Source organism: Streptomyces sp. NPDC021093 (assembly GCF_044333135.1).
GTDB lineage: Bacteria > Actinomycetota > Actinomycetes > Streptomycetales > Streptomycetaceae > Streptomyces.
In genome coordinates this window covers 474,322-500,713 of the sequence record NZ_JBIRQJ010000009.1, presented here as the reverse complement: position 1 = coordinate 500,713, position 26,392 = coordinate 474,322, and the positions used below count along the sequence as shown (strand labels likewise).

The window sequence follows — 26,392 nt, the reverse complement described above, 5'->3', positions numbered from 1 at the left end:
AGTGTTTCGGTGGTCATAGCGTTAGGGAAACGCCCGGTTACATTCCGAACCCGGAAGCTAAGCCTTTCCGCGCCGATGGTACTGCAGGGGGGACCCTGTGGGAGAGTAGGACGCCGCCGAACAATCATTGTGGGAAAGCCCCGTACCAGGGAACTGGTGCGGGGCTTTTCTGCGTTTACGGGGCAGTTGAGGTCGGTCGCGTGTCCATTTCATCCCGTCGACAACCCGGCCAGATTAGCTTAGCCTTGCCTAAATTCCTCTCGCCCGGTGTTGCCGGTGCGCGCGGCACCCTGTTCTCGTAAGGAAATTCCGTGTCCACTGGTGCACGTCCTGTTCTGGCGCGATTCGCCAGATCTCTTCCCCGTGTGGCTGTCGTCGCTGTGGCGGCGCTCGCTCTCGGAGCCTGTGGTGGTGGGGCCGAGAAGGCCGAGTCCAAGCCGGCGGCGTCGGCCGGCGGTGCGGGCAAGTCCGCCGACTTCCCGGTCACCGTCGAGCACAAGTACGGCAGCACGACGATCGAGGCGGAGCCGAAGACGGTCGTCACCCTTGGCCTGTCCGACCAGGACGCGGTGCTGGCGCTCGGTGTGAAGCCGGTCGGTGCGGTGGACTGGTTCAAGGAGCAGCCGTACGGCAAGTGGCCGTGGACGAAGGACAAGTGGGGTTCGACGAAGCCGCAGATCGTCGGTGAGCGCGACGAGTTCAACATCGAGAAGATCGTGGCGCTGAAGCCGGATCTCGTCATCGCCCAGTACTCGGGGATGAAGAAGGAGCAGTACGACACGCTCTCCCAGTTCACCAAGGTCGTCGCCCAGCCCAAGGGCGTCCCGGACTACGGTGCGGCCTGGCAGGTCATGACGCGGCAGATCGGCAAGTCGCTCGGCAAGAGCACCGAGACCGAAGAGCTGATCACGGACGTCAGCGCCCGGTTCAAGGCCGTCCGCGACAAGCACCCCGAGTTCGCGCAGAAGACCCTGGCCGTCGCCGACAGCTTCGAGGCCGGGAAGTACTCCGGGTTCACCAAGACCGACCCCAAGTCGATCTTCTTCTCCGAGCTCGGCTTCAAACTGAAGCCGGAGCTCGACACCCTGGCCAAGCCGGGGTGGAACGTCGCCGAGCTCAGCGCCGAGAAGCTGAACGTCCTCGACGCCGACCGTCTGGTCTGGGTCACCTCCAGCAGCGAGGCCAACGACCGGATCAAGGCCGAGCCGCTCTACAAGAGCCTGAAGGTCCACAAGGAGAAGCGCGACCTGTTCGTCCCGTACCAGGACCCGGACGTCGGCGCCGCCTTCTCCTTCAACACCGTCCTCTCGATCCCGTACGCCATCGACCAGATCGAGCCGCTGCTGACGGCCATCAAGTGATGCAGCACCGCTGACGTCATCAGCCAGACAGCCAGACAGCCAGACAGCCAGACAGCCGACAGGCCAGAGACCAGACACCGAAGGGGAGTTGTCGTTGTCCGCCGCCGAAGCGCGGGTGAAGTGTGAGGAGCAGGTGGGCGATCCGGCCCTGCCGCGCGTGGCCCGTACCGGGGCCGTGGTCAGGGGACTCGGTCTGCTTCTCGCCCTCGCCGCCCTGGTCCTGGTCGGGCTCCTCAGCGTCTGGGTGGGCACCCGGGGCATCCCCTTCACCTCCACCTGGGACGCCCTGTGGAATCCGGACGGGTCCGAGACCTCCCTCATCATCCACGAGTACCGCATCCCACGGACCCTCCTCGGGCTCCTCGTCGGGGCGGCCCTCGGCCTGTCCGGAGCCCTGATGCAGGCCCTGACGCGCAATCCGCTCGCGGACCCCGGCATGCTCGGCGTCAACCTGGGTGCCTCCGCCGGTGTGGTGGTGGCCATCGCGTTCTTCGGCGTCGCGGCACCCCTCGGCTATGTGTGGTTTGCCCTCGCCAGCACCGTCGCCGCCTCCGTGGCCGTCTACTTGCTGGGTTCGTCCGGGCGGAAACTCGCCACGCCCGAGCGGCTCGTCGTCGCCGGCGCCGCCGTGACGGCGGTGCTGTACGCCTTCAACTGGGCTGTCCTGCTGCTCGATCCGGAGGCCTTCGACCAGTTCCGTTTCTGGACGGTGGGTTCCCTCGCCGGGCGCTACTACGACGTCGTCCTGATGGCCCTGCCGTTCATCGGGGTGGGTCTGCTCATCGCCCTCGTCCTCGCGCCGTCGCTCAACGCACTTGCCATGGGCGAGCAGTTGGGGCGGGCCCTCGGGGTGAACATCGGCCGGACGCGCGTCCTGGGCGCCGTCGCCGTGATGCTGCTGTGCGGCGCGGCCACCGCCGCCGCAGGACCGATCAGCTTCGTGGGGCTCGCGGTGCCGCACATCGCCCGGTTCGTCGTCGGCCCCGACCAGCGCTGGGTGTTCGCGTACTCGGTGTTGCTCGCCCCCGTGCTCCTCATCGGCTCGGACGTCCTGGGACGGGTGCTCGGCGCCCCGGGCGAGGTGCAGGTCGGTATCGTCACCGCCTTCATCGGCGCCCCGCTGTTCCTCGCGCTGTGCCGCCGCCGAAAGCTGGTCATGCTGTGACGCCCGTACAAGATTCCGCACACGAGGCGAAGCACGAGGCGCAACACGAGGCGAATGCTCCTGGGGACAGCCCGAAGGCGCCCCGTGCCGTCAGTGGCCGGGTCGTCCGCACCCGGGCGGGAGGCGTCTCCCTGCGCGTACGAGGCCGCGTCGTCGCCGTCACCGCGGCCCTGGTCGTTGTGCTCGTCGCCGTCATGGGCGTCACCCTGGCCACCGGCGACTTCCCGCTGTCCTTCGGAGAGGTCGTCCAGGCTCTCACCGGCAACGGGTCCCCGCTGGCCGACTTCGTCGTCAACACCCTGCGCATGCCTCGGCTCCTGACCGCGCTGTGTGTCGGCGCGGCCCTCGCCGTGAGCGGGGCCATCCTGCAGAGCCTCACCGGCAACCCCCTGGGCAGCCCCGACATCATCGGCTTCACCAACGGCGCGGCAGTGGGCGCGCTGATCGTCATCGTCGTCCTGCACGGCAGCATGGCCCAGATCGCGGGGGGCGCCCTGATCGGCGGCCTCGCCACGGCCTTCGCCGTCCACCTCCTCATGCTCGGCCGAGGACTGCAGGGCTTCCGGCTGGTCGTCATGGGCATCGGTGTGAGCGCCCTGCTCCTCGCCGTCAACTCGTACCTGATCACCAGGGCGACCTTCCAGGAAGCCCTGGAGGCGCAGGCATGGCTGATCGGCAGCCTCGGGAACCGGCTCTGGATGCACGCCGGTGCCATCGGCCTCGCCGTCGCCGTGCTGCTGCCGCTCGCCTTCGTCCTCTCCCGCCGCCTCTCCATGGTCGAGCTGGGCGACACCACCGCCATGGCGCTGGGCGTCGACGTGTCCCGCACCCGCACGGTCCTGCTCGTCATCAGCGTCGCCCTGGCCGCGTTCGCCACCGCCGTGACCGGCCCGATCTGGTTCATCGCCCTGGCCGCTCCCCAGGTCGCCCGCAAGATCACCCGGTCGTCAGGGCCCGTACTGCTGTCGTCCGCCCTCATGGGCGCGGTCATGCTCGCGGTGAGCGACCTCGCCGTGCAGCGCCTCTTCGCGCCCGCGCTGCTGCCAGTGGGCACGGCGACCGGCTGCGTCGGCGGGCTCTACCTCATCTGGCTGTTGATCAACGAGTCGCGAAAGAGCCGCGCATGACTGCGAAGAACCCTCCGACGCCCCACCCGACAGCCCGGCTGCGCGCCGAGGGCCTGACCCTCTCCTACGACCAGCGGACGGTCGTGGACAACCTCGGCGTCGACATTCCCGACCGCTCCTTCACTGTGATCATCGGACCGAACGCCTGCGGCAAGTCCACGCTGCTCACGGCGCTGGCGCGGATGCTCAAGCCCAAGGCGGGCCAGGTCTATCTCGACGGCGCGGCCATCGCCTCGTACCGTTCCCGGGAGGTCGCCCGCCGGCTCGGGCTGCTCCCGCAGTCCTCGACCGCGCCCGGCGGCATCACGGTCGGCGACCTCGTGGCCCGCGGCCGCTATCCGCACCAGAGCCTGCTGAAGCAGTGGTCCGCCGACGACGAGGCCGCCGTCACCGAGGCGCTGCGGCAGACCGGCGTCCTCGAACTCGCCGACCGGCCCGTCGACGACCTGTCCGGCGGCCAGCGCCAGCGCGTATGGCTGTCCATGGTGCTGGCGCAGCAGACGTCGATCCTGCTCCTCGACGAGCCGACCACGTATCTCGACATCGCCCACCAGGTCGAGGTGCTGGACCTCTGTGCCGAGCTGCACGCCCGCAAGGGCCACACGATCGTGGCGGTCCTGCACGACCTCAACCAGGCGTGCCGCTACGCCACGCACCTGATCGTGATGCGGCCAGGGGGCACGATCGCGGCCGAGGGCGACCCGGCGACCGTCATGACGGCGGAGCTGATCGAGGAGGTGTTCGGACTGCCCTGCCGGATCATCGACGACCCGGAGACCGGGACACCGCTGATGGTGCCTGCCGCTCCCCGGCGGTACGACCCGGCCGACGCGGACCCCGTAACAGACCCCGACACGGACCCCGTGCTGGCCGAGGCCCCCTGACCGCCGCGACCCCGGACGCGAACCGTTGTAGGCTGCGGCGACCGCCCTTGACCTGCAGAAAGCGGGCAGGGAGCAGACATCCCGGGAGTTTTCCGATGCTTCGCACCATGTTCAAGTCCAAGATCCACCGGGCCACCGTGACCCAGGCCGACCTGCACTACGTCGGATCCGTCACCGTCGACGCCGAGCTCATGGAGGCCGCCGATCTGCTGGCGGGCGAGCTCGTGCACATCGTCGACATCACCAACGGGGCCCGGCTGGAGACCTACGTCATCGAAGGTGAGCGAGGTTCCGGGGTCATCGGGATCAACGGAGCGGCCGCCCGCCTCGTACACCCCGGCGATCTGGTGATCCTCATCAGCTACGCCCAGCTCGACGACACCGAGGCGCGGGCCTTCGCGCCGAGCATCGTGCACGTCGACGCCGGCAACCGGATCGTCGGTACCGGAGCGGACCTCGCCGAACCCGTGCCAGGAGCGGCCGGTCAGCTGCGGAACCCGCGGGCGGCCGTCGTCGGCTGACGGTTGGACTCGGCAGGCGTGGGCAGCCGCACCGGGAGAGAGTGGGTTTGATCCGCACTTCGACCAGACTCCGAAATTCTGGAGGTCGATCAGGCATGACCCAGCCGATCCCCGATCCCGTACCGCCCGCGCCGACACCGCCGCCCGGGCCGATCGGGCCGGACCCGGGGCCGCTGCCCGGGCCCGTACCGGGACCCGCGCCCGTACCGCCAGGACCCGCACCGGACCCGATCCCGCCGGCGCCGCTGCCCGACCCCGTACCTCCGGGGCCGGGGCCCGATCCGGCACCCGAGCCGGCGCCGGGACCGATGAGCTGAGAGCGGAGCGGGACGAGGACAGAAGTGGGGCCCTGTGCGGGCGCAGCGACCGCACGGGGCCCCTGTTCGTTAAATCGGTGGACCCGGTCGAGCTGTCTCACTACGGTGTTCCCGTGTCCAGTCCCGAGGCGTCAAGACTCTAGCCACCGGTCGTCCGGTGGCTTCTCCGCGTGGTCGCGTGGGTTTTCCGCGACCGTTGCGACTGTTGTCCGCCACTGGACCACCGGCGTCGTCAAGGCTGTGTCTCATCACGACGTCGTTGTGGAGTTCTGCTGTGCCGTTCGCTCTCTACCTGCTCGCGCTTGCCGTTTTCGCGCAGGGCACCTCTGAATTCATGCTGTCCGGGCTCGGGCCGGACATCGCCCGGGACCTGGGCGTTTCCCTGCCGGTTGCCGGGTCGCTGACCTCGGCCTTCGCCGTCGGAATGGTCGTGGGCGCGCCGTTGATGGCGGTCCTGAGCCTGCGCTGGTCGCGGCGCGGGGCGCTGCTCGCGTTCCTGCTCGTCTTCCTCGGTGCCCATGTCGTCGGTGCGCTCACCGGCAGCTTCGGTGTGCTGCTCGCGACCCGGATCGTCGGGGCGCTCGCCAACGCCGGGTTCCTGGCGGTCGCCCTGGTGACGGCCACCGGCATGGTCGAGCCCCGTGCCAAGGGGCGGGCCACCTCCGTGCTCCTCGGCGGGGTCACGCTCGCCTGCATCGTGGGCGTGCCGGCCGGTGCCTGGCTCGGCCAGCTCTGGAGCTGGCGGGCCGCGTTCTGGGCGGTGGCACTGCTGGCGGTGCCCGCGGTAGTGGGAATCCTGCGCTCCGTTCCGCGAGACGCGGGAGCTCGGGGTGACGAGGGTGCTCCCGGTACTCCGGGTGCTCCCGGCACGCCTGGGGCTCTCGGTACGTCTGGGGCTCCCGGCACACCCGGAGTTCCCGGAGTGCGGAGCGAGCTGCGGGCGCTGCGCAGTGCGCGGCTGCTGATGACGCTCCTGCTGGGGGCGCTCGTGAACGGCGCGACCTTCTGCACCTTCACCTACCTCGCCCCCCTCTTCACCCGGGTCACGGGCTTCGGCGACGTGTGGGTGCCCGCCGTACTGGCGCTCTTCGGGCTGGGGTCCTTCGTGGGCGTCGCGGTGGGCGGCCGGATCGCGGACGTACGGCCCGTACCCCTGCTGGTGGGTGGCGGGGCGGCGCTGCTCGCCGGGTGGGTGCTGTTCGCGTGGACGGCGGCGCACCCGGTGGCGGCCGTCGTGCTCGTCTTCGTCCAGGGGGCGCTGTCCTTCGCGGTCGGATCCACGCTGATCTCGCAGGTCCTGTACGCGGCCGGGGGAGCGCCCACGCTGGCCGGGGGGTTCGCCACCGCGGCGTTCAACGTGGGGGCGGCAGTCGGGCCTTGGGCCGGGGGCGTCGCGATCGGGGCGGGGCTCGGGTTCCGTTCGCCGCTGTGGGTGAGTGCGGGGCTGGTGGCTGTTGCGCTCGTCGGCGCCGGTCTGGGGCGACGCGTGTGGACCAGGAACTCTGACTCCGCTTCAACTCCCGTAACGGTGAAGTAAGTTCGCGCTCTTGTCATGGTCCGCACCATGCCCGTACTTTTGCCGATTGCGACGTGTCGAGAAGCGCGAGTGGAGGAAGCGAGACATGGCCTCAACCGGTCGTCACCGGCGGTACCAGCCCAGCCGCATCAACAACGCCTCGTTGACGGCGGCGGCCGGCGGCGTCGGCATCGCCCTCCCGCTCGTCGCCACCGGTACGGCCGGTGCGGCCCCCGTGGACATCTGGGAGAAGGTCGCCGCCTGCGAGTCGACCAACAACTGGAAGATCAACACCGGCAACGGCTACTACGGCGGTCTGCAGTTCCGGCAGGCCACCTGGCAGGCGTACGGAGGGCAGGCCTACGCGCAGCGCGCCGACCTGGCCACCAAGGACGAGCAAATCGCCGTCGCCGAACGGGTGTTGAAGGGGCAGGGGCCCACCGCCTGGCCGGTCTGTTCCGTGAAGGCCGGTCTGGTACGGGGCGGAGACGCACCCGACATCACCATCACGACCCAGGGCCGCAAGACCCCCGCGTCGGCGGAGAAGAAGGACCCCGCACCGCCCCGGAAGAAGGACCCCGCACCGCCCGCCCGGCAGACGCCGCCACCGAGGACGGACCCCGCGCCGGGACCGGTCGACAAGAAGGCCACGTACACCGTCGCCAGCGGTGACACGCTCTCCGGCATCGCCGAGGCCGAGCGGGTCAGCGGCGGCTGGCAGCGGCTGTACGAGAGCAACCGCCAGGTCATCGGCGGCGACCCGGACGTCATCCGGCCGGGCCAGCGACTGCTGGTGCGCATCACCGCGCCGAGCAAACCGGACCAGCGGGACCGGACCGGCACGGCCCCCGGCGCGGACACGCGCAAGAGCGAGGACAAGAACAAGAACGACAACAAGAACGAGAGCAGGAGCGAGAGCCAGAACAAGAACGAGAACAAGAAGCGGGACGGGGCAAAGACCGGCGAGAAGAAGACCCGCACCGAGACGGTCTCCTCCCGCACCGCCCACAGGTCCGGGCTGAGCGCCCCGGTGGACGCCGACTCCAGCACCCCCTACCGTGCGGCCGGTTCGTCGTGGTCGAAGGGGTACCACACCGGCGTCGACTTCCCGGTGCCCACGGGCACTTCCGTGAAGGCCGTCGCCCCCGGCAGCGTCGTCTCCGCCGGGTACGCCGGTTCGTACGGCTACCAGGTGGTGATCCGGCACGCGGACGGCAAGTACAGCCAGTACGCGCACCTGTCCGCGCTCACCGTCCGCGAGGGCCAGAAGGTCGAATCGGGGCAGCGCATCGGGCGGTCCGGATCGACCGGCAACAGCACCGGACCGCACCTGCACTTTGAGGTGCGGACGGGACCCGGTTTCGGGTCGGACGTCGACCCGGTCGCCTATCTGAGGGCGGGTGGGGTCACCGTCTGACCCGACGGCCCGCCCTGCCGTCGCCCCGCGGGCTTCGGCCGCACGGGCTGCTGCTGTACGGGCACGCTGGGGAGGAGCCCCTCCGAGGGCTCCTCCGCTGCCTGTAATGCCTGCGGCGCCCGTGTTCCCCGTGCTCCCTCTGCCTCCTGCGCGGCCGCCTGTTCCAGCCGGGCCTGTTCCGTCTGCGCGTGGTTCGTCGTCAGCAGGATCAGGCCCGCCGCGGCGAGCAGGCCCGCGGCGAGGGCGAGGGCGGCGCCCGTCGGGCCGTACCGGAACGACTCCCCGAAGAGGGTGAGGCCGACGGCGGAGGCGACCGCCGGGTTCACCACGGTCACCGTGGCCAGTGGCGCGGTCAGTCCCGCGTCCCGGTACGAGGCCTGCGACAGCAGCACGCCCGCCGTCGCGCACACCAGCACCGCGGGCACGGCCTCCCACTGACCGGACAGTCCGTGTGAACTCCAGCCCACGGCAAGGGACTTGATGAAGACCGAGGCGATCCCGAACGCCACTCCGGCCGCCCCGGCCAGTACCATGGAACGTACGACGGGCCGGCGCACCCACCGTGCCACCGCGAACAGCACCACGACAGTGCCGAGCGACGCGCCCGCCACCACCAGCTCCTCGCCGTCGGCGAGCGACGCGGAGTCCGCCTTGGCGGTCAGCGACAGCAGCCCCGCCAGGCCGACGGTCGCCATGAGCGCACCCCGCCACGCGAGGGCGCCCGTCCGCCGGTGGACGAACACCGCGGCGATCGGCAGCGCGAACACGATCGTCAGCGCCCCCATCGGCTGGACCAGACTCAGCGGTCCGTAGACCAGCGCGCCGACGTGCAGCAGTGCCCCGACCCCGTTCAGCACCATCGCGACCCACCAGGCGGGATGCCGCAGAGGTGCGTAGAGGTGGTTCCGGTCGGTGGCTGCGACGCGCTCCTGGAGGATCGCCCCGACCGCGTACGCGACCGCGGAGACCAGTGCGAGGAGTACGGACAGCGCGAGAGCACTCATGTACTCCACGATGGCCCATCGGAGCCTTCACGTCGTCGTCCTCAAGCAGTCATTGCGCCGTACTGCCGACGTAGTACGCGAGTGCCGCCGGGCGCGGTACGCCTGATGCGGAACTCTCCGGAAGGGGCGCGGCGGCTGCGTAATCGCTTTCGGTGATCACCTCGCCATGGATACGGTGGAGGGGTAATGGCTACGCCGTATTTACGTAAAAATTGGTTCTTGTGGGTGAAAGGCGGACATGGTGGATTTCGTCGAGCTGTCTTCGGTGAACGGCTTCTTCGCGCTGCGGTCGGGGGCGGCGGAGGAGCTGCCGGGCAGCGGCGGACATGTGCCGCTCTCCCGGGTGTACGCGGGCGACACGGCTCCACTGGCGTTCCGCATCGACAAGGTCGCCGCCCGGCTGCGCGCCCCTGAGCGGCGGGTCGCCGCCTCGATAGCGCACCTGGGGATCGTGGCCCGGCTCTGGTCGGTGGCGCTCGGGTCCGCCGCGCTGTACGACGCGGTGCCCGACCTCGCCGCCGAAGGGCTGCACTGGGACCCGGACGGCAGCACGCCCGACGACCTGCTGCTCGCGGCACCGGTGCGGGAGCTGCCGGCGACCGCCGAGACACTCCGTACGACGCTCGTGGACGGCCACCTCCTGCCCCTCGCGGAGGCCTTCCGGCGGGACGGGAACATCTCGCCGCAGCTGCTGTGGGGCAACGCCGGGTCCGCGCTCGCCGCCGCCGTCTCCCAACTCAGGCTGTGGGCAAGGGACACGGAGCGCCCGGAGGTGGGGAAGCGGGCCGCCGTGATCGCACACGAGCTGTTCGCCCTCCCCGACCTGAACTCCACGGGCGCGCTCAAGGCCGGGTCGTTCCGGCGCAACAGCTGCTGCCTGTACTACCGCTGCCCGGCCGGCGGACTGTGCGGCGACTGCGTTTTCGACAGCGCTCCGCAGCGGTCTTCCGCGCGGACCGGATCTGAGTGACCATCATGGGGTGAAGGTGGGACTGCTCACGCGCGAGTATCCGCCGGACGTCTACGGAGGCGCCGGTGTCCATGTGGAGTTCCTGGCCCGGGAGTTACGGGCCCTGGCAGACGTCCAGGTGCACTGCTGGGGTGAGGGTGTGGCTGAAAGCGAGGGCGTGGGCGAGGACTCCGGGGGCGACGTGGCGCGCCACCGTCCCGCCCCCGGCCTCGCGCACGCCAACGACGCACTGCGCACCTTCTCCGTCGACCTCTCCATGGCGGCCGCCCTCGAAGGCCGGGACCTCGTCCACTCGCACACCTGGTACGCCAACCTGGCCGGGCACTTCGCCAAACTCCTGCACGGCGTACCGCATGTGATGACCTGTCACTCCCTTGAGCCGTTGCGCCCCTGGAAGGCCGAGCAGCTCGGCGGCGGGTACGCCCTCTCCAGCTGGGCCGAGCGGACCGCCGTCGAGGCCGCCGACGCCGTCATCGCCGTCTCCCGGGGAATGCGCACCGACATCCTCGACTGCTACCCGGCACTCGACCCGGCCAAGGTGCGCGTCGTGCACAACGGCATCGACACCGCCCTCTACCGGCCGACCGGAGCCACCGACGTGCTGGAGCGGATCGGGATCGACCCCGAGCGGCCCTACGTCCTGTTCGTCGGCCGCATCACCCGCCAGAAGGGCGTCCCGCACCTGCTGCGCGCCGCCCGCGCCCTCGACCCGGCCGCCCAGCTCGTACTCTGCGCCGGAGCCCCCGACACCCCGGAGCTCGGGCGCGAATTCCGGGAGCTGGTCGAGGAGTTGGAGCGGGTCAGGGACGGCGTGTTCTGGATCCCGGAGATGCTGCCCCGCCCCGAAGTGGTGCAACTCCTCAGCCACGCCACGGTGTTCGCCTGTCCCTCGGTGTACGAGCCGCTGGGCATCGTCAACCTTGAAGCCATGGCCTGCGGCACCGCCGTCGTCGCCTCCTCGGTCGGCGGCATCCCCGAGGTCGTCGACGACGGCAGCACCGGGCTCCTCGTACCGTACGAGAAGAAGCGGGCGGCCCGGCATCCGGAGGAGTTCGAGGACGCCCTCACCGAGGCGCTGAACCGGGTGCTCGACGAGCCGGAGGCCGCGGCGCGCATGGGTGCGGCAGGGCGGGTACGCGCAGTGAGTGAGTTCGGGTGGGACGCCGTGGCGCGGCGTACCGCCGAGGTGTACGCGGAGTTGGTCAAGTGACCCTTGCTGGTTGACCCTTGGGGGCGGCGATGCGCGGTGGACCTTCGGTGCTCGGGATCGTACTGGCGGGCGGGGAGGGCAAGCGGCTGATGCCGCTCACCGCCGACCGGGCGAAACCGGCGGTCGTCTTCGGCGGCACGTACCGCCTCGTCGACTTCGTCCTGTCGAACCTCGTCAACGGCGACATCCTGCGCAACTGCGTCCTCACCCAGTACAAGTCGCACTCCCTGGACCGGCACATCAGCACCACCTGGCGAATGTCAGGCCTGCTCGGCAACTACGTAACCCCCGTCCCGGCCCAGCAACGCCTCGGCCCGCGCTGGTACTTGGGCAGCGCCGACGCGATCCTCCAGTCGCTCAACCTGGTGCACGACGAACAGCCCGACTTCATCGCGGTGTTCGGCGCCGACCACGTCTACCGGATGGACCCCCGGCAGATGCTCACGCAGCACGTCGAGAGCGGCGCGGGGGTGACGGTCGCCGGGATACGGGTGCCGCGCCGGGAGGCGTCGTCGTTCGGGATCATCACGCCCGCCGCGGACGGGACGCGGGTCGAGCAGTTCCTGGAGAAGCCCACCGACCCGCCGGGTCTGCCGGGTGACCCTCGCCGGGTCTTCGCCTCCATGGGCAACTACATCTTCACCACGAAGGTGCTGGTCGACGCATTGCTCAGGGACGCCGACGACGAGGAGTCGGTGCACGACATGGGCGGCAGCATCCTCCCGCAGCTCACCGAGCGCGGCACCGCCATGGTGTACGACTTCGACGACAACCACGTCCCCGGCGAGACCGCGCAGGACCACGGCTACTGGCGCGACGTCGGCACCCTCGACTCGTACTACGAGGCCCATATGGACCTGGTCGCCGAGCAGCCGGAGTTCAACCTCTTCAACCGGCGCTGGCCGATCTACACCCACTTCGGACAGCTGCCGCCCGCCCGGTTCCGCTCGGCGGGCATCGCCAGCGAGTCCATCGTCGGGCCCGGCTGCGTGATCAGCGGCCAGGTCACGGGGTCGGTGCTCTCGCCCGGAGTGGTCGTCGAGCCGGGGGCGGTCGTCCAGGGGTCCGTACTGCACGACAACGTACGGGTGGGACGCGGCGCGGTCGTGCGCGGCGCGATCCTCGACAAGAACGTCGACGTGCCGCCGGGGGCCACCATCGGCGTCAATCCGGAGCGCGACGCGGAGCTCTACACGGTGTCGAAGAACGGGGTGATCGCACTGGGGAAGGGCCAGCAGGTGGCCTGACGGAAGGGCCGGTGGCCGGCCCGGCCCGCGTCTCACCACCGTCACGCTCCGTGTCCGTACCCCTCGCGGTTTGTCGCAGTCGCTCCTGCCTCCGTACGATTCTCCTTTTGAGGTCTTCGGTACGCGCCGACGCACCTCGGCAATCGACACGTGAACGAGAGACGGCAGCGGCGATGACGGTGACAGAGGGCAGCCCTGCGGAGCCCGTGGAGTACGGCCCGGGCATCGACCCGGAGCGCATGGCGCTGTGTCTGAGCGTGCTCGCGGAGCTCGACGAGCTGGACGTCGACCACCCCGACGCGATCACGATCCGCCGCGCCACCGCCGGGATCTACCGCACCGTGAAGCAGCGCCGCCGACAGGACCGCCGCGCGGCCAAGACCGCCAACGACAAGGCGGTCACCGAGGCCACCGCCACCGGCTCCGCCGAGCGCATCGACGACGAGACCGAGGGCCTCCTGCCGTCGTCGGTCACCGAGGAGGGCCGGATCGCCGGAATACTCCAGCGGCCCCGCTCCTGCTACATCTGCAAGGCCAGGTACGTCGAGGTCGACTACTTCTACCACCAGCTCTGCCAGCCCTGCGCCGCCCAGAACCGGGCCAAGCGCGACGCCCGCGCCGACCTCACCGGCAAGCGCGCCCTGCTCACCGGCGGCCGAGCCAAGATCGGCATGTACATCGCGCTGCGGCTGCTGCGCGACGGCGCGCACACCACCGTCACCACCCGCTTCCCCAAGGACGCCATCCGCCGCTTCAAGGCGATGGAGGACTCGGCGGACTGGATGCACCGCCTCGAAGTTGTCGGCATCGACCTGCGCGACCCCGCGCAGGCGGTCGAGCTGGCCGGGCGGGTCGCCGAGGCGGGACCGCTGGACATCCTGATCAACAACGCCACGCAGACCGTGCGCCGGCTGCCCTCCGCCTACGCCGCGCTGGTCGACGGCGAGAACGCGCCGCTGCCGCCCGGCGAGCTGCCCGCCCACCAGGTGATCGGCGCCTTCAACTCCGGCGCGGTCGACGGCCTGGCCGCGCTGCCGCTCGGCGTCAGCGGCCTGGACGCCCAGCAGGTCGCCGACCTGGCCCTCGTCGCGGGCAACGCCAGCGTCGAGCGGCACCGCGACGGCAGCGCCATCGACGCCGGCGGTCTGGTGCCCGACGTCGTCGACACCAACACCTGGGTGCAGACCATCGAGCAGATCTCCCCGGTGGAGCTCCTGGAGACGCAGCTCTGCAACTACACCTCGCCGTTCATCCTGATCAGCCAGCTGCGCCCGGCGATGGCCGACGCCGCGAAGAAGGCCAGGAGCGGACGCGCCCACATCGTCAACGTCTCCGCGATGGAAGGGGTGTTCGGGCGCGGCTACAAGGGCGCGGGACACCCCAACACCAACGCCGCCAAGGCCGCGATGAACATGGTGACGCGGACCAGCGCCCAGGAGATGTTCCAGACCGACGGCATCCTGATGACCTCCGTCGACACCGGCTGGATCACCGACGAGCGCCCGCACTTCGACAAGCTGCGACTGGCCGAGGAAGGCTTCCACGCCCCGCTCGACCTGGTCGACGGCGCGGCCCGCGTGTACGACCCGGTCGTCCGGGGCGAGGCGGGCGAGGACCTCTACGGGATCTTCCTCAAGGACTACGCGCCCGGCAACTGGTAGACAGCCGGGGCTGCTTCACCGTGAAGGGGTCGACGACGAAGTGGTCGCCCGATCGGTGGTCGCCCGATCGGTGATCGGCGGGGGAGCCGCACCCGCGAGAGCGGGCGGCACGACGACGGGACCCGCACCCAGGGCGACGAGGAGGAGGCCCCGGACAGCCCTTCTGCTCAAGAAGGGCTCCAGGGACGTGAGGGAGAGTAAGGAACCCGTACCGAGCACCCGCCAATACATCCGAGGTAATACATGGATGAGGGTGGGTCAAGCCCGGTAAATCGGGGGATCTGGTCGCGAGCAAGCTAGGAAGACATCGGATCACTGTCAAGGGGGTGTGCAGTGAGGGAATGTGGAGCCGCAGCGGGCCGAAAGTCGACGGAATCCATCGAGCGCGAGTGCGCTCATATGGGTACTCTGTTCGTCACGGACAGAGCGACACCCTCGGCCCGTACCGGGAACGCCCACCACCAGGGCCGTTCCCGAACGAGTTGCACCGGCGCCACCGCGACCGAAGAGCCTTTTCCTTCATGCCCCTTCGGGCACGCGGCGGTCCGGCAGAGGACGCCGCGGACACGTCCGACGGGTTACGCGACACAAAGGAGTGCGCGGTGACACCAGAGATGACCCAGCACCAACGGCGGTCCGCAGCGCGGACGACAACGTACAGGTCCGGAGCCGACGGCCGGGCGGGGAAGCCCAAGGAACTCGGCAGCCTGGAAGTGTGGGCCAGGTCGGCGCCGATCCGGCTCGCCGGGTACGAGGACGACCTGGCGGAGCCGCACATCCTGCCCGGCGTCGACTGACCGGCACGGACGGCTGGCGGGCGGTACCTGACGGGCCGTACGGCCTTACCTGACGCGTGGCGAATCCGACGGGCCGTACGGCAGTGCCCGACATGCCGAATCTGACGGGCCGTGCCCCCTGACAGCTCAGGGGGCACGGCCCGCAGCCACGGTGTGGGGACACCGGCGCCGGCCATCGGGGACTCGTACCACCACCGGCCCTGTCGGTCAGCGCCACCGACCACCGGTTGCCGCGCGCCGCAGGTGTCCACCCACCGGTACTCCCGGCCCCGGGCGGCGACCAGAACCGGCCAAACCGTGTGGCTGCGCGTGGGCGGTCGCCCGGCGCCCCAGACGGTGAGGGGGGACCGTCGCGCCGGCCGCGGAGCGCCGAGCCCGGGGCCCAGGTCGCGCGCGTGCCGCTGGAGATCCGCTCGGGGAGCCGGACGCGGGCGAGCGGTCCGTCGGACAGACGCGCCGCGTCGAGGACCAGGCACTCGGAGCGGTCCGCGTTCATGCCGGTCGTCAGGGGATGAGGCAGCCGTCGTCCTCCTCGGTCCCGCCCGCGCGCGGGGCCGGCGTCACCTCGCTGCCGACGTTCTCGTGCCCGAGCGGGCTGAGCCGAGAGCGAATTCCCTGGTGCCCCGAGCACGGTCGTGGGCAGGATGACCCGCATGTCTGCCACCCCCAGCGGCCCCACCGCATTCCACGACCTGTCCGCCTTCCTGGCCACCCCGCGCGTGAACGGCCTCGCCCTCTCGCCCGACGGCAGCCGCCTGGTCGCCGCCGTGCAGACCCTCAATGGGGACGGCACCGCGTACGTCTCAGGACTCTGGGAGATCGACCCGGCCGGTGCGCGCGCACCGCAGCGGCTGACCCGGTCGGCCAAGGGCGAGTCCCAACCCGCCTTCGCCGCCGACGGCACCCTCCTCTTCGTGTCCGGCCGCGAGAACACCGACCCGGGTGCGGAGAAGGGCGAGGACAAGGACGGCGCCACCCTGTGGGCACTGCCCGAGCGCGGCGAGGCGCGGCAGATCGCCCGCCACCCCGGCGGCATCTCCGGATACGCGCTCGCCGCGCGCGCCGCCACGCTCACCTACTCCGGCGGCCTGCTGCCGGGCGCGGCCGACGCCGAGGCACACGCCAAGCTCAGCAAGGACCGCGAGGACGCCAAGGTCACCGCGATCCTCTACGAGGCGGGCCCCACCCGGTTCTGGGACCACGACCTCGGCCCCGCCGAGCAGCACACCTTCGTGCGTTCCCTCACCGACGACGCCGCGACGGTCGACGCGGGCGGCCAGGGCGGCCGGGACGACAGCGCGTCGGCCCTGTCGCCCGACGGCAGCCGGGTCGCGTACACCCGCTTCGTCAACGGAACCGTGCCCGCCCTGAACCGCGACTCCGTGGTGATCGCCGACACCGCCACCGGGGCGGAACTGCGGGTCCTGGACGACCCGGAGCACGACCACTACGGCCCCGTGTTCAGCGCGGACGGGCGCTTCCTGCTCTGTCTGCGGCTCCTGAAGGAGACGTACGAGACGCCGTACGACGAGACGCTCGTACGCGTCGACCTGGAGACGGGGGAGACGACCGACCTCCTGCCCGGCTTCGACAACTGGCCCGCAGGGCACGCCGTTTCGCCGGTCGAGGGCGACGAGACGGTGTGGTTCACCGCCGACGAACTCGGCCACGCCCCGGTCTTCCGGCGCGACCCCGACGGCACCGTCACCCGGCTCACCGCCTCCGGCGCGTACTCCTCGGTGCAGGTCTCCCCGGACGCGGCGACGCTCTACGCGCTGCGCACCGACATCGACGCGGCGCCGGTTCCGGTCCGCCTGGACGCGGCGGGCGCGGGGCAGACCCCGGCCGCGCTCAAGGCGCCGGGAGACCTGGGTGCCCTGCCCGGCACGCTGACCGAGGTGCGGGTCGACGGCGAGGACGGATTCCCGCTGCGGGCCTGGCTCGCGGTGCCGGAAGGGGCGTCGGCGGAGGCCCCGGCGCCGCTGCTGGTGTTCGTGCACGGCGGCCCGCAGGGCTCCTGGAACGCCTGGACCTGGCGGTGGAACCCGTGGCCCTTCGTCGCCCGCGGATACGCGGTGCTGCTGCCGGACCCCGCCCTGTCCACGGGCTACGGGCAGCGCATGCACGAGCGGGGCTGGGGCCAGTGGGGCGGACAGCCCTACCGCGACCTGATGGCGCTCACCGATGCCACCGAGGCGCGCCCGGACATCGACGAGACCCGCGCGGGGCTCGCCGGCGGCTCGTACGGCGGGTACATGGCCAACCGGATCGCCACCAGCACGGACCGCTTCAAGAGCATCGTTTCGCACGCGGGCCTGTGGGACCTGCGCGCCTTCCAGGGCGACACGGACTCGCCGTGGTTCTTCCATCGGATCTTCGGCGACCCGCTCACGGAGCCCGCACGGTACGAGGCGAACTCGCCGGAGCTGGGGGCAGGGCGGATCAGTACGCCGATGCTCGTGGTGCACGGGGCGAAGGACTACCGGGTGCCGGTGGGGCAGGGGATGTCGCTCTTCCAGGACCTCCAGCGGTTCGAGGTCCCGGCGAAGTTCCTGTACTTCCCGGACGAGAACCACTGGGTGCTGAAGCCGAATCACGCGGCGCTCTGGTACGAGACGCTGCTGAACTTCTTCGACGCACACGTGCTGGAGAAGGGGTGGGTGCGGCCGGGGCTGGTGTAGCGGGCCGAGGGCCGTGGGGCGGGCCGTGGCCCGGGGGTGTGCAGGCACAGTTACCGGGCCAGGGCCCCGGCCGCGGTCCGTTCCCACGGCTTCAGCGTCTCCAGGCGGGCCGCCAGGGCCAGCAGCAGGTGCTCGCCGCCTGGCCGGGTCACCAGCTGGACGGCGCAGGGTGCGTTCGAGCCGGGCAGCGTGCCCATCGGAAGGGTGAGCGCCGGCCAGCCGGCGAGGTTCCACGCCGGGGTTGTCGGCGCGGACGCGGTACTGGCCAGCAGGTTGAGCAGCCAGCCCCGCTCGTGCCAGGGCGCGGCGGCAGGACCCCGCCGGGCCAGCGCGGGCATCACCAGGACGTCGTACCGCTCGAAGAACGGAGTGAGCCGCTCCCGCAGCAGCTCCCGGTGATCGGTGCGCAGCAGCGGCGTCCGGGCGAAGAGGCGTCCGGCGGCGGCGTGCCGCCGGGTGCGCGGGGCGAGGAGCTCCGGGTCCAGGCCCGCCGCGTCCTTCGCGGTGCCCGCCGTCCAGCGGGCCAGCACCGTACTGGAGAGGGAGAGCGGATACGGCGGGTCGTCGTGGCGGACCTCGTGCCCCGCGTCGACGAGGAGCCGGGCGGCGGTACGGACGGCGTCGGCGTACGGGCGGGTCACCCGGACGCCCGCGAGCGGGGAGCGGCCGGAGGCGGCGATGCGCAGACCGGCGGTCGGGGAGGCCCCCGCCGGGAGTCCCGCCGCCCGGAGCCCCTCCGCCGGGGGCTCCTCGCCCGCCAGGACCGCGAACATCAGGCGGGCGTCGACGGCGGTCGTGGCGAGCGGGCCGTTCTCCGACATCCCGTACCAGTCGCCGTCGCCTATCCCGGCGGGCACCCGGCCGTAGCCGGGCTTGAGGCCGATCACCCCGCAGTTCGCGGCGGGTATGCGCAGCGACCCCATCCCGTCGTTGCCGAGTGCGACCGGCACCATCCCGGCCGCGACGGCCGCCGCACTGCCCCCGGAGGAGCCGCCCGCCGTACGGGAGAGGTCCCACGGGTTGCGGGAGATCCCGTGCACCCCGTCCGTCGTACCGAACACGCACAGCTCCGGCACGTGCGTCAGGCCGACGACGACCGCTCCGGCGGCCCGCAGCCTGGCCACGGTCTCGTGGTCCGCGCCCGCGGGCGCGGTGGAGGTGGCCGCCGATCCGGCGAGGGTCGCCTCGCCGCGCACCGGAAGGTTGTCCTTGACCGCCACGGGGACCCCCGCGAGGGGCAGCCGGTCCAGGTCGGACCGGTCGGCGAGCGCCTCCGCCTCGGCGAGGGCCCGCGAACGGCGGACGGTACGGAACGCGCCGACCCGGGAGTCGAGTGCGTCGATGCGGGCGAGGGAGGCGGCGACCGCGTCGCGCGGGGTGAGACGTCCGGAGCGTACGGCGTCGGCAACGGCTGCCGCTGTGGCGGTGCCCTGGGCGAGGGCGCCGGCGATGTCGGTCGCGGAGGTGGTGGCGTCAGTCATGGGGGTCACTGTGCCGGGCGGGAGCGCGCGCGTCGAGGGAGGCGGGACGGGCTCCGTCCACTTGCGGGCGCCCCCGATGTGCGGCAGACATGGAGGGACAAATGCGGTGAATCGCACGAAGTCATGAAGTGACGAAGTGACGAAGCTGTCGAGAACGAGGACGGGAGAGCCGCGTGCACTCATCCACGCGTCGCCACGCCGGTGTGGCAGCGGTGTCGGTCCTGGCCCTGGGGCTCCTGGCCACGGGCTGCGGCAGCGGCGGCACCGGGCCGGGTGACACCGCGTCGGCCGCCGATCAGGACGTACTCCTGCAGCCGGTCGCCGCACAGGGCCCCGATCCGTTCACTCAGTCGACCGCGAAGACCAGCACGCCACTGCCCTCGACGACGACCGCAGCCCCCACCAGGACCGCGAGCGCCGCCCCCTCGGCCACGGCCCGCAGCACGCACCGGATCTCCGGCGGCACACCCGGCCTGTACGGCGGCACGCAGTCCCTCTCCAGCTGCGACGTCGAGCAGCAGGTCCGCTACCTCACAGGGAGCAACGCCGACCGGGCCAAGGCGCGCGCCTTCGCCGAGGCCAGCCGCATCGACCCGGCCGCGATCCCGGGCTTCCTGCGCGGACTGACCCCGGTCGTGCTGCGCGTCGACACCCGGGTCACCAACCACGGCTTCAGCAACGGTTCCGCCACTTCCTTCCAGTCCGTCCTCCAGGCGGGCACCGCCGTCATGGTCGACGCCAACGGGATGCCGCGGGTGCGCTGCGCCTGCGGCAACCCGCTGCTGCCGCCGACCGTCGTCCAGGGCACTGTGTCCCACCGGGGGCAGCCCTGGACGGGCTACCGGCCCGCCGAGGTCGTCGTGGTCACCCCCGCCCCGGTCGTGGTCAACAACCTGACGATCGTCAACATCGTCAACAACACCTGGATCGAGCGCGAGACCGGCTCCGACGGCGAGAACGACAGGATCCCGGACCCCGACGACGAGCTGCCGCCCCCGCCGGGCCCCGACGACCTGCGCCGCAGCGCGACGGACACGCCCGCCGACGGCGACCGGGACCAGCAGGACACCGACGGCGGGACGACACCCGGCACTTCCGAGTCCGGGACCGGAACGCCATCGGACAGGGACACGTCGCCCAGTACCGGGCCCAGTGACCCCGCCACGGACACGTCCACCCCCGCCGGATCCGGCACCGACCCGGGGACGGATCCCTCCGAGGACCAGAACCAGAATCAGGACCAGGACCAGTCGCAGGACCCCTCCGGGAGCACCACGTCCGAGAGCACCGCTCCCGGCACCAGCAGCAGCACCGCGCCCCTGCCCCCGCCCACGACGCCCTGCCCCACTCCCAGCCCGGACGCCCCCGTCACCGGCGTCCCCGGCCCCGTCCCGCCCGGCTGCCCGACGACAGCGCCGGCCCCGCCCCTGCCGTCGGACCCCGACCGGGAACCCGACACCGCGCCCGGACCGGACGGTGTCTGACCTGCACTCCGACCCGCCGGCCGACCAGGACGCCGCTTCGGGCGGCGACTGGCCGGCTCCTCCCTCCCTGGGCCTGGCGCTCAACAGGATGGGCATCTTCGACTGGGACCTCGCCCAGTCGCACCTGCACCTCGACGCCTCCGCCCTGGAGGTGTTCGACATGCCGCCGGAGGAGTACGACGGCACCCCGTCGGGCCTGGCCTCCAGGGTGGCGGCCGGCGAGGGCGAACGGATGGACAGCATCGTCTCGCAGGCCCTGAAGAGCGGCGAGACGTCGTACGGCAGCTACTTCAGGATCCGCTGCCGCGACGGCTCGCTGCGCTGGAGCCACACCCAGGGCACCATCCGCCGCGACGCCTCCGGACGCCCGTACCGGATCATCGGCGTCGTCCGGGACGCCACCCAGGAGATCGCCGACCTCGCCGCCCGCACCGAGTACGACACGCCTGGCCGGGGCGGCACCGGCGTCGTCGCGGACACCGTGGCCGCGCTCGCGCACGCCCGCAGCGTCCGCGACGTCATCCACGTGCTCAAGGACACCCAGGACCTCGGCAGCTTCGAATCGTCGTCGCTGGTGCTGGGCCTCGTCGAGGCGGGACGCATCCGTCTGGTGGCCGAGGGGCCGGAGTTCATGCCCGGCACCCGGTACACCCGGATCGACGACCCCGGGTTCCCGATGAGCGAGGTGGTGCGCACGCTGGCGCCCCGCTTCATCGAGTCGGCGGACGACTTCGCGGCCTCCTACCCGAAGCTGTGGGCGCACGTCCGCACGTTCGGCGTCACCTCGGCCGCGTATCTGCCGCTGATCGCGCAGGCCCGCCCGATCGGCGCGATCGGACTGCTCTACAGCGGGCGCACCAGCTTCGACTCCGACGAGCGGAACCTGCTTATCGCGCTGGCCAGCAGCATCGCGCAGAGCGTTCAACGGGCCCTGCTGTACGAACGGGAGAAGGACCTCGCCGAGGGCCTCCAGCAGGCGATGCTGCCGCGCCGATTGCCCAGCGTCCCCGGTGCGAGCATCGCCGTCCGCTACCGGTCGGCGCGCGACGGGCAGGACATCGGCGGCGACTGGTACGACGTGATCCCGCTGCCCGGCGGCCGGGTGGGCGCCGTGATCGGCGACGTGCAGGGGCACGACACGCACGCGGCGGCCGTGATGGGCCAGCTGCGGATCGTGCTGCGCGCGTACGCGGCCGAGGGGCACACCCCCGCGACGGTGATGGCCCGGGCCTCCGGCTTCCTCCACGAGCTCGACACCGACCGCTTCGCCACCTGCACCTACGCCGAGATCGACCTCACGACCGGAGTCGTCCAGCTGGTCAGGGCCGGGCACATGGACCCGCTGCTGCGGCTCGTCGACGGCTCGTGCCGCCGGGTGCCGGTGGAGGGCGGGCTGCCGCTCGGCCTGTCCGCCGAGTTCGGGCAGCTCGAATACCCGGTCACCACGAGGGAGCTGGACCCCGGGCAGACGCTCCTGTTCTACACCGACGGACTGGTGGAGCAGCCGGGCGCCGACCTCGACGACGGGCTGCAGGCCCTCGCCGACCTGGTGCACGACGGCCCGCACGACATCCAGCAGCTCGCCGACCGGCTGTGCGCGGCGGTCGACGAACGGGACGGCGGGGACGACGTGGCGCTGTTGCTCCTGCGCCGCCGCGCCGCCGACGCGCCCCGGGCCGGCGCCCGGCTCCAGCAGCACGTCGCACCGAACGACCCGGAGGCGCTGACCTCGGCCCGCCACATGATCCGGGCGGCGGTACGCGCCTGGGGCGCCGAGTCCCGCGGCGACGAGATCGAACTCGTCGCCGACGAGCTGATGGTGAACGCGCTCATGCACACCGACGGAGGCGCTGTCCTCACCGTGCGGATCCTCACCGCGGCCGAGCGCAGGCTGCGCATCGAGGTCGCGGACGCCTCCAGCGCCCTGCCGCGCCGCCGGGAGGCGGGCGACTCGGCGCAGTCCGGGCGCGGACTGCTGCTGGTGGACCTGCTGGCGGACGTGTGGGGGGTGGAGCCGAGGGGCGAGGGCAAGGCGCTGTGGTGCGAGTTCACCGTCCCGTCGCGGGGGGATCAAACCCCCTGAACCTCCCTGAATCTCCCTGAACTTCCCTGAACCTCCCGGGGAATCCTGAACCTCACCGGAACCAGTGGCCCGTATTGGTAACTGTCCGCGTTCTGGACGTACTTGACCGTAACCGACCGATCGCGATTGACTGCGGGCTCCGCCGACTTCCCTGGCATCCCACGACGTGAGGGCTCCTTGAGCACCGAGTTGAGCACCGAGGGGCGCACCGAGTTGCGCACCGAGCTTCTGGCACCTCTTGACCTGGCGTTCTGGCACCTCGAATCCACCGAGCACCCGATGCACCTCGGTGCGCTCGCCTTCTTCGGCGGCGACGAGGGCTGCCCGGAGGGCGAGGACCTGCTCGATCTCCTCGCCGCCCGTGCCGCGGCGATCCCCCGCCTCCGGCTGCGCGTGCGGAGCGTCCGGCTGCCCGTCGGCGGCTCGGAGTGGGCCGTCGCCGAGGACTTCGACGTACGCCGCCACGTCCGGCGCGTCCTGCTGCCCGCGGAGGGGTTCGCGGCCGAAGCCACCCTGCTGGCGGGGGAGCTGATGGAACGTCCGCTGGCGCGCGGGCTGCCGCCCTGGGAGATGTTCGTCCTGACGGCGGACCGCGGCGGCGAGTGCGCGGTCCTGGTGAAGCTCCACCACGCGCTCGCCGACGGCATGCGGGCGGTGGCGATCGGCGCGGGCATCTTCGACCAGATCGCGGGAGCGCGCCCGGCGGGACCGCGGCGCAAGGACGCCGAGGACCGGCCCTCCGGGTTCCCAGGGCCCGGACGTGCGGTGGGCATCGCCAGGGACCGCATCGGCGAGGTCGGCCAAGTGCTGGGCATCGGAGCCTCGGTGGTACGGGCCGGACGGCTGCGGACCCTGCTGCCGCTGCCCGGCGGCGGCGGCGATGCGCTGAGCGCGGACTCCAGCGGCACCCGCCGACTCGCGACGGCGGCCCTGAGCCTCGACGACGTGCAGCGGGTGCGCCGGGCGAGCGGCGGCACGGCCAACGACGTCCTCCTCGCGGTCGTCGCCGGAGCGCTGCGCCGGTGGACGCGGGAACGCGGCGAGCCGGCCGCGGGCGACCCCCGGGCCCTGGTGCCGGTGTCGCGGCGCCGGCCGGGCGGGGCGGCGCCCGGCACGGGCAACAAGCTGTCGGCGTACCTGCTCGACCTGCCCGTCACCGAGCGGGATCCGCTGGCCCGGCTGGCCGCCGTACGGGACTCGATGGCGCGGAACAAGGCGGCCGGACCCTCCCGGGGCGCCGGGGCGGTGGCCCTCCTCGCGGACCAGCTCCCGGCGTTCGCGAGCAAGTTCGGGGCGCCGCTGGCGGGCGGGGCGGCCCGCGTCCTGTTCGACGTACTCGTCACCAGCGTGCCGCTGCCGCGCGCGGCACTGTCCCTCGGGGGCCGCCCGCTGCGCGCGGTCTACCCGATGGCCCCACTGGCACGCGGCCAGGCCCTGGCGGTGGCGCTGTCCACGTACGACGGCCAGGTGAACGTGGGCCTGGTCGCGGACGGCGAGGCGGTGCCGGACGTGGAGCGGCTGGCGGAGGCGATGGGGGAAGAGCTGAAGGGCCTGGTGCAGACGGTCCGGGCCGGGACCGGCTGAGCAATAAGGGGCGCGGGGAACTGCGCGAACAGCCGCGACGTACCCGCACCTGCCCACCCCTCACCAGCCCACCCCGCCCCCGCCCCCGTACGGTGTCCCCATGCTGCGCGTACTCGCCGTCGACGACGAAAAGCCCGCCCTGGAGGAGCTGCTCTACCTCCTGCGCGCCGACCCCCGGATCCGCAGCGCCGAAGGAGCCACCGACGCCACCGAGGCCCTGCTCCGTATCAACCGGGCACTCGACGCGGGCCCCGACGGCGACGACGCCATTGACGTCGTCTTCCTCGACATTCACATGGCCGGCCTCACCGGCCTGGACCTCGCCCGTCTGCTGGCCGGGTTCGCGCGCCCGCCGCTGATCGTCTTCGTCACCGCCCACGAGGGCTTCGCCGTCCAGGCGTTCGACCTCAAGGCCGTCGACTACGTCCTCAAACCGGTACGCCGCGAACGCCTCGCCGAAGCCGTGCGCCGCGTCGCCGAGGGCACCGCGGCCACCCGGGACGCCCAGCCGGGGAAGACCCCGGTCGCCGCCCCGGCCGCCGCTCCCGCCTCCCAGGACCAGATCGCCGTCGAGCTCGGCGGCATCACCCGCTTCATCCCCATCGCGGACATCGCCTACGTCGAGGCGCACGGCGACTACGCCCGCCTGCACACCGTCACCCCCACCGGCCACGGCGCCGGCACGGCGGGCCCCGGCCACCTGGTCCGCATCCCCCTCTCCACCCTGGAGGAGCGCTGGGCCTCCCGCGGCTTCGTCCGCATACACCGCCGCCACCTCGTCGCACTCGGCCGGATCGAGGAGCTCCGTCTCGACGCGGGGACGACGACCGTACGGGTCGCCGGTGCCGAACTCGTCGTGAGCCGACGCCACGCACGCGAGCTGCGGGACCTCCTGATGCGCCAGGCCGGAAGGCGCTGAACCCGGAGGACGCCGAAACCCGGAGGACGCCGAAACACCGGGCCTGTCGTCGCGCCGCGCGCCCCTCCCACGACCGCCCGGCGCTCCCGCCGCACCGTTCGCCGACGTACGGCAGCCGCAGGGCGACCGGCACCGGGCCGCACGGCCGTGCACTGCGCAGCCGCACCTACCCTGACCCTCGACCACAGGGTGAGGGAGCCGGATGTCCGAAGTAGAAGCGCTGCTCGCGGAACTCCGGGAGCTCCCCGGAATCCACCCCTCCGCGCCCCATGAGCTGGACGCGCTCCTCCGTCGCATCAAGAGCGCCGCCGGCCGCTGGGCCGACGTCCTGTACGAGGTCCAGGAGTCCGCGCAGCTCGTCGCGACGCCCCGCACGGCCGCCGCCCTGGAGGTTGCCTTCCGGCGGGCGGAGCAGTCGTACGTGGAACTGGAGATCGCCCTGAACGACGCGGACCGTCACGCGTAGACTCCAGCCTCCGTACCCGTACGAGCACATGTACGAGGTCGACGACGCACCACGACACCTCCGGAGCCCACCCCCATGCCCGCAGCCCCGCGCCCCCGTCGCGAGACCGTGACCGGTGTGCCCCGCGGGAACCCCCAGGGCCGCGTGCCCGGGTACGCGCCCGCCCGCTCCGAGATCAGCGAGCAGACCACCCTCGGCGCCACCTACGTCCGCTCCCTGATGCGCAGTCAGCTGCGCACCGCGCTCCTCGGCCTCGGGGTGCTCGCGCTGCTCATGGGCGCGCTGCCGTTGCTCTTCCTGCTGCCACGGGTGCTCGCCGGGGCGCCGCGCACGCCGGGCCCGTACCTCTGGGTGGGCCTCGGCGTCGTCGTCTACCCCGTCATGTGGCTCATCGCCCGCTGGTACGTGCGCCGGGCAGAGCGCAACGAGCGCGACTTCCGCGGCCTCGTGGAAGGCCGCTGACGGACCGTCCATGCACCCTGAACCGTCCCGAACCG

The 26,392-nt window shown here is 71.9% G+C and carries 22 protein-coding genes and 1 rRNA gene; 21 read left to right on the top strand and 2 right to left on the bottom strand.

Annotated features, from left to right (window positions below; translation table 11 throughout):
• Nucleotides 1–5: 5 nt before the first annotated feature.
• The 9 genes from rrf (at nt 6) to ACH4SP_RS29445 (ending at nt 8,308) form a co-directional block, all read left to right on the top strand.
• Nucleotides 6–122 (top strand): 5S ribosomal RNA (rrf, locus tag ACH4SP_RS29485).
• Nucleotides 123–365: 243 nt separating this feature from the next.
• On the top strand, nt 366–1,361 hold the full coding sequence (locus ACH4SP_RS29480; RefSeq protein ID WP_398419124.1) for an iron-siderophore ABC transporter substrate-binding protein: 996 nt from the start codon (nt 366–368) through the stop codon (nt 1,359–1,361).
• A 94-nt stretch (nt 1,362–1,455) separates the two neighbouring features.
• Complete coding sequence (locus ACH4SP_RS29475) at nt 1,456–2,526, top strand: FecCD family ABC transporter permease (protein ID WP_398419122.1); 1,071 nt, start codon at nt 1,456–1,458, stop codon at nt 2,524–2,526.
• Nucleotides 2,523–3,653, top strand: coding sequence for a FecCD family ABC transporter permease (locus ACH4SP_RS29470; RefSeq protein WP_398419120.1), 1,131 nt, complete (start codon nt 2,523–2,525; stop codon nt 3,651–3,653). Before ACH4SP_RS29475 ends, ACH4SP_RS29470 begins: the two co-directional genes overlap by 4 nt.
• Complete coding sequence (locus ACH4SP_RS29465) at nt 3,650–4,537, top strand: ABC transporter ATP-binding protein (RefSeq protein ID WP_398419118.1); 888 nt, start codon at nt 3,650–3,652, stop codon at nt 4,535–4,537. The genes ACH4SP_RS29470 and ACH4SP_RS29465 overlap by 4 nt, the downstream gene beginning before the upstream one ends.
• 95 nt (nt 4,538–4,632) lie before the next feature.
• Nucleotides 4,633–5,058 carry an aspartate 1-decarboxylase gene (panD, locus tag ACH4SP_RS29460; protein WP_398419116.1) on the top strand — a complete coding sequence of 142 codons (426 nt, stop codon included), beginning with the start codon at nt 4,633–4,635 and terminating at the stop codon, nt 5,056–5,058.
• 95 nt (nt 5,059–5,153) lie between these two features.
• Nucleotides 5,154–5,375: a hypothetical protein gene (locus tag ACH4SP_RS29455; RefSeq protein ID WP_398419114.1), complete on the top strand. Its 222-nt coding sequence runs from the start codon at nt 5,154–5,156 to the stop codon at nt 5,373–5,375.
• 274 nt (nt 5,376–5,649) lie between these two features.
• The gene (locus tag ACH4SP_RS29450) at nt 5,650–6,912 is read left to right on the top strand and encodes a Cmx/CmrA family chloramphenicol efflux MFS transporter (RefSeq protein ID WP_398419112.1); all 1,263 of its coding nucleotides are present in this window, start codon (nt 5,650–5,652) and stop codon (nt 6,910–6,912) included.
• An 85-nt stretch (nt 6,913–6,997) separates the two neighbouring features.
• Nucleotides 6,998–8,308, top strand: coding sequence for a transglycosylase family protein (locus tag ACH4SP_RS29445; RefSeq protein WP_398419110.1), 1,311 nt, complete (start codon nt 6,998–7,000; stop codon nt 8,306–8,308).
• Here ACH4SP_RS29445 and ACH4SP_RS29440 read toward each other — a convergent pair.
• Nucleotides 8,278–9,312 (bottom strand): DMT family transporter, encoded by a 1,035-nt coding sequence (locus tag ACH4SP_RS29440; RefSeq protein ID WP_398419108.1) that lies wholly within the window; start codon nt 9,310–9,312, stop codon nt 8,278–8,280. The two genes, ACH4SP_RS29445 and ACH4SP_RS29440, sit on opposite strands and share 31 nt — an antisense overlap.
• A 241-nt stretch (nt 9,313–9,553) precedes the next feature.
• On the opposite strand from ACH4SP_RS29440, the gene ACH4SP_RS29435 reads away from it, so the two are divergent.
• The 6 genes from ACH4SP_RS29435 to ACH4SP_RS29410 all read left to right on the top strand — a co-directional run bounded on the left by ACH4SP_RS29435 (nt 9,554) and on the right by ACH4SP_RS29410 (nt 17,878).
• Nucleotides 9,554–10,282 (top strand): IucA/IucC family C-terminal-domain containing protein, encoded by a 729-nt coding sequence (locus ACH4SP_RS29435; protein ID WP_398419171.1) that lies wholly within the window; start codon nt 9,554–9,556, stop codon nt 10,280–10,282.
• A gap of 10 nt (nt 10,283–10,292) precedes the next feature.
• Nucleotides 10,293–11,492, top strand: a complete 1,200-nt coding sequence (gene glgA / locus ACH4SP_RS29430; protein ID WP_398419106.1) for a glycogen synthase — start codon at nt 10,293–10,295, stop codon at nt 11,490–11,492.
• A 29-nt stretch (nt 11,493–11,521) separates the two neighbouring features.
• On the top strand, nt 11,522–12,739 hold the full coding sequence (gene glgC, locus ACH4SP_RS29425) for a glucose-1-phosphate adenylyltransferase (protein ID WP_398419105.1): 1,218 nt from the start codon (nt 11,522–11,524) through the stop codon (nt 12,737–12,739).
• Between the two features lie 173 nt (nt 12,740–12,912).
• The gene (locus ACH4SP_RS29420; RefSeq protein WP_398419103.1) at nt 12,913–14,400 is read left to right on the top strand and encodes an SDR family NAD(P)-dependent oxidoreductase; all 1,488 of its coding nucleotides are present in this window, start codon (nt 12,913–12,915) and stop codon (nt 14,398–14,400) included.
• A gap of 614 nt (nt 14,401–15,014) precedes the next feature.
• Nucleotides 15,015–15,197 (top strand): hypothetical protein, encoded by a 183-nt coding sequence (locus ACH4SP_RS29415; RefSeq protein WP_398419169.1) that lies wholly within the window; start codon nt 15,015–15,017, stop codon nt 15,195–15,197.
• A 653-nt stretch (nt 15,198–15,850) separates the two neighbouring features.
• Nucleotides 15,851–17,878, top strand: coding sequence for a prolyl oligopeptidase family serine peptidase (locus ACH4SP_RS29410; protein WP_398419101.1), 2,028 nt, complete (start codon nt 15,851–15,853; stop codon nt 17,876–17,878).
• A gap of 50 nt (nt 17,879–17,928) precedes the next feature.
• Here the strand turns inward: ACH4SP_RS29410 and ACH4SP_RS29405 are convergent, their stop codons facing one another.
• Nucleotides 17,929–19,359: an amidase gene (locus ACH4SP_RS29405; protein ID WP_398419099.1), complete on the bottom strand. Its 1,431-nt coding sequence runs from the start codon at nt 19,357–19,359 to the stop codon at nt 17,929–17,931.
• Nucleotides 19,360–19,532: 173 nt separating this feature from the next.
• On the opposite strand from ACH4SP_RS29405, the gene ACH4SP_RS29400 reads away from it, so the two are divergent.
• The 6 genes from ACH4SP_RS29400 to ACH4SP_RS29375 all read left to right on the top strand — a co-directional run bounded on the left by ACH4SP_RS29400 (nt 19,533) and on the right by ACH4SP_RS29375 (nt 26,357).
• Nucleotides 19,533–20,843 carry a DUF6777 domain-containing protein gene (locus ACH4SP_RS29400; protein ID WP_398419097.1) on the top strand — a complete coding sequence of 437 codons (1,311 nt, stop codon included), beginning with the start codon at nt 19,533–19,535 and terminating at the stop codon, nt 20,841–20,843.
• Complete coding sequence (locus ACH4SP_RS29395) at nt 20,836–22,926, top strand: SpoIIE family protein phosphatase (RefSeq protein ID WP_398419095.1); 2,091 nt, start codon at nt 20,836–20,838, stop codon at nt 22,924–22,926. The genes ACH4SP_RS29400 and ACH4SP_RS29395 overlap by 8 nt, the downstream gene beginning before the upstream one ends.
• A gap of 213 nt (nt 22,927–23,139) precedes the next feature.
• Nucleotides 23,140–24,510 carry a wax ester/triacylglycerol synthase family O-acyltransferase gene (locus ACH4SP_RS29390; RefSeq protein ID WP_398419167.1) on the top strand — a complete coding sequence of 457 codons (1,371 nt, stop codon included), beginning with the start codon at nt 23,140–23,142 and terminating at the stop codon, nt 24,508–24,510.
• A gap of 100 nt (nt 24,511–24,610) precedes the next feature.
• A complete protein-coding gene (locus ACH4SP_RS29385) occupies nt 24,611–25,429 on the top strand; it encodes a LytR/AlgR family response regulator transcription factor (protein ID WP_398419093.1) in 819 nt (272 codons plus the stop codon).
• A 202-nt stretch (nt 25,430–25,631) separates the two neighbouring features.
• On the top strand, nt 25,632–25,895 hold the full coding sequence (locus ACH4SP_RS29380) for a hypothetical protein (protein WP_398419091.1): 264 nt from the start codon (nt 25,632–25,634) through the stop codon (nt 25,893–25,895).
• Between the two features lie 75 nt (nt 25,896–25,970).
• A complete protein-coding gene (locus tag ACH4SP_RS29375) occupies nt 25,971–26,357 on the top strand; it encodes a hypothetical protein (RefSeq protein WP_398419090.1) in 387 nt (128 codons plus the stop codon).
• The last annotated feature ends 35 nt before the right edge of the window (nt 26,358–26,392 follow it).

Bases quoted from the DNA above. Each gene is read 5' to 3' on its own strand.
- ACH4SP_RS29465 (WP_398419118.1), top strand. From the start codon at position 3,650: ATGACTGCGAAGAACCCTCCGACGCCCCACCCGACAGCCCGGCTGCGC.
- panD (WP_398419116.1), top strand. From the start codon at position 4,633: ATGCTTCGCACCATGTTCAAGTCCAAGATCCACCGGGCCACCGTGACC.
- ACH4SP_RS29455 (WP_398419114.1), top strand. From the start codon at position 5,154: ATGACCCAGCCGATCCCCGATCCCGTACCGCCCGCGCCGACACCGCCG.
- ACH4SP_RS29445 (WP_398419110.1), top strand. From the start codon at position 6,998: ATGGCCTCAACCGGTCGTCACCGGCGGTACCAGCCCAGCCGCATCAAC.
- ACH4SP_RS29440 (WP_398419108.1), bottom strand. From the start codon at position 9,312: ATGAGTGCTCTCGCGCTGTCCGTACTCCTCGCACTGGTCTCCGCGGTC.
- glgC (WP_398419105.1), top strand. From the start codon at position 11,522: ATGCGCGGTGGACCTTCGGTGCTCGGGATCGTACTGGCGGGCGGGGAG.
- ACH4SP_RS29420 (WP_398419103.1), top strand. From the start codon at position 12,913: ATGACGGTGACAGAGGGCAGCCCTGCGGAGCCCGTGGAGTACGGCCCG.
- ACH4SP_RS29415 (WP_398419169.1), top strand. From the start codon at position 15,015: ATGACCCAGCACCAACGGCGGTCCGCAGCGCGGACGACAACGTACAGG.
- ACH4SP_RS29410 (WP_398419101.1), top strand. From the start codon at position 15,851: ATGTCTGCCACCCCCAGCGGCCCCACCGCATTCCACGACCTGTCCGCC.
- ACH4SP_RS29405 (WP_398419099.1), bottom strand. From the start codon at position 19,359: ATGACTGACGCCACCACCTCCGCGACCGACATCGCCGGCGCCCTCGCC.
- ACH4SP_RS29385 (WP_398419093.1), top strand. From the start codon at position 24,611: ATGCTGCGCGTACTCGCCGTCGACGACGAAAAGCCCGCCCTGGAGGAG.
- ACH4SP_RS29380 (WP_398419091.1), top strand. From the start codon at position 25,632: ATGTCCGAAGTAGAAGCGCTGCTCGCGGAACTCCGGGAGCTCCCCGGA.
- ACH4SP_RS29375 (WP_398419090.1), top strand. From the start codon at position 25,971: ATGCCCGCAGCCCCGCGCCCCCGTCGCGAGACCGTGACCGGTGTGCCC.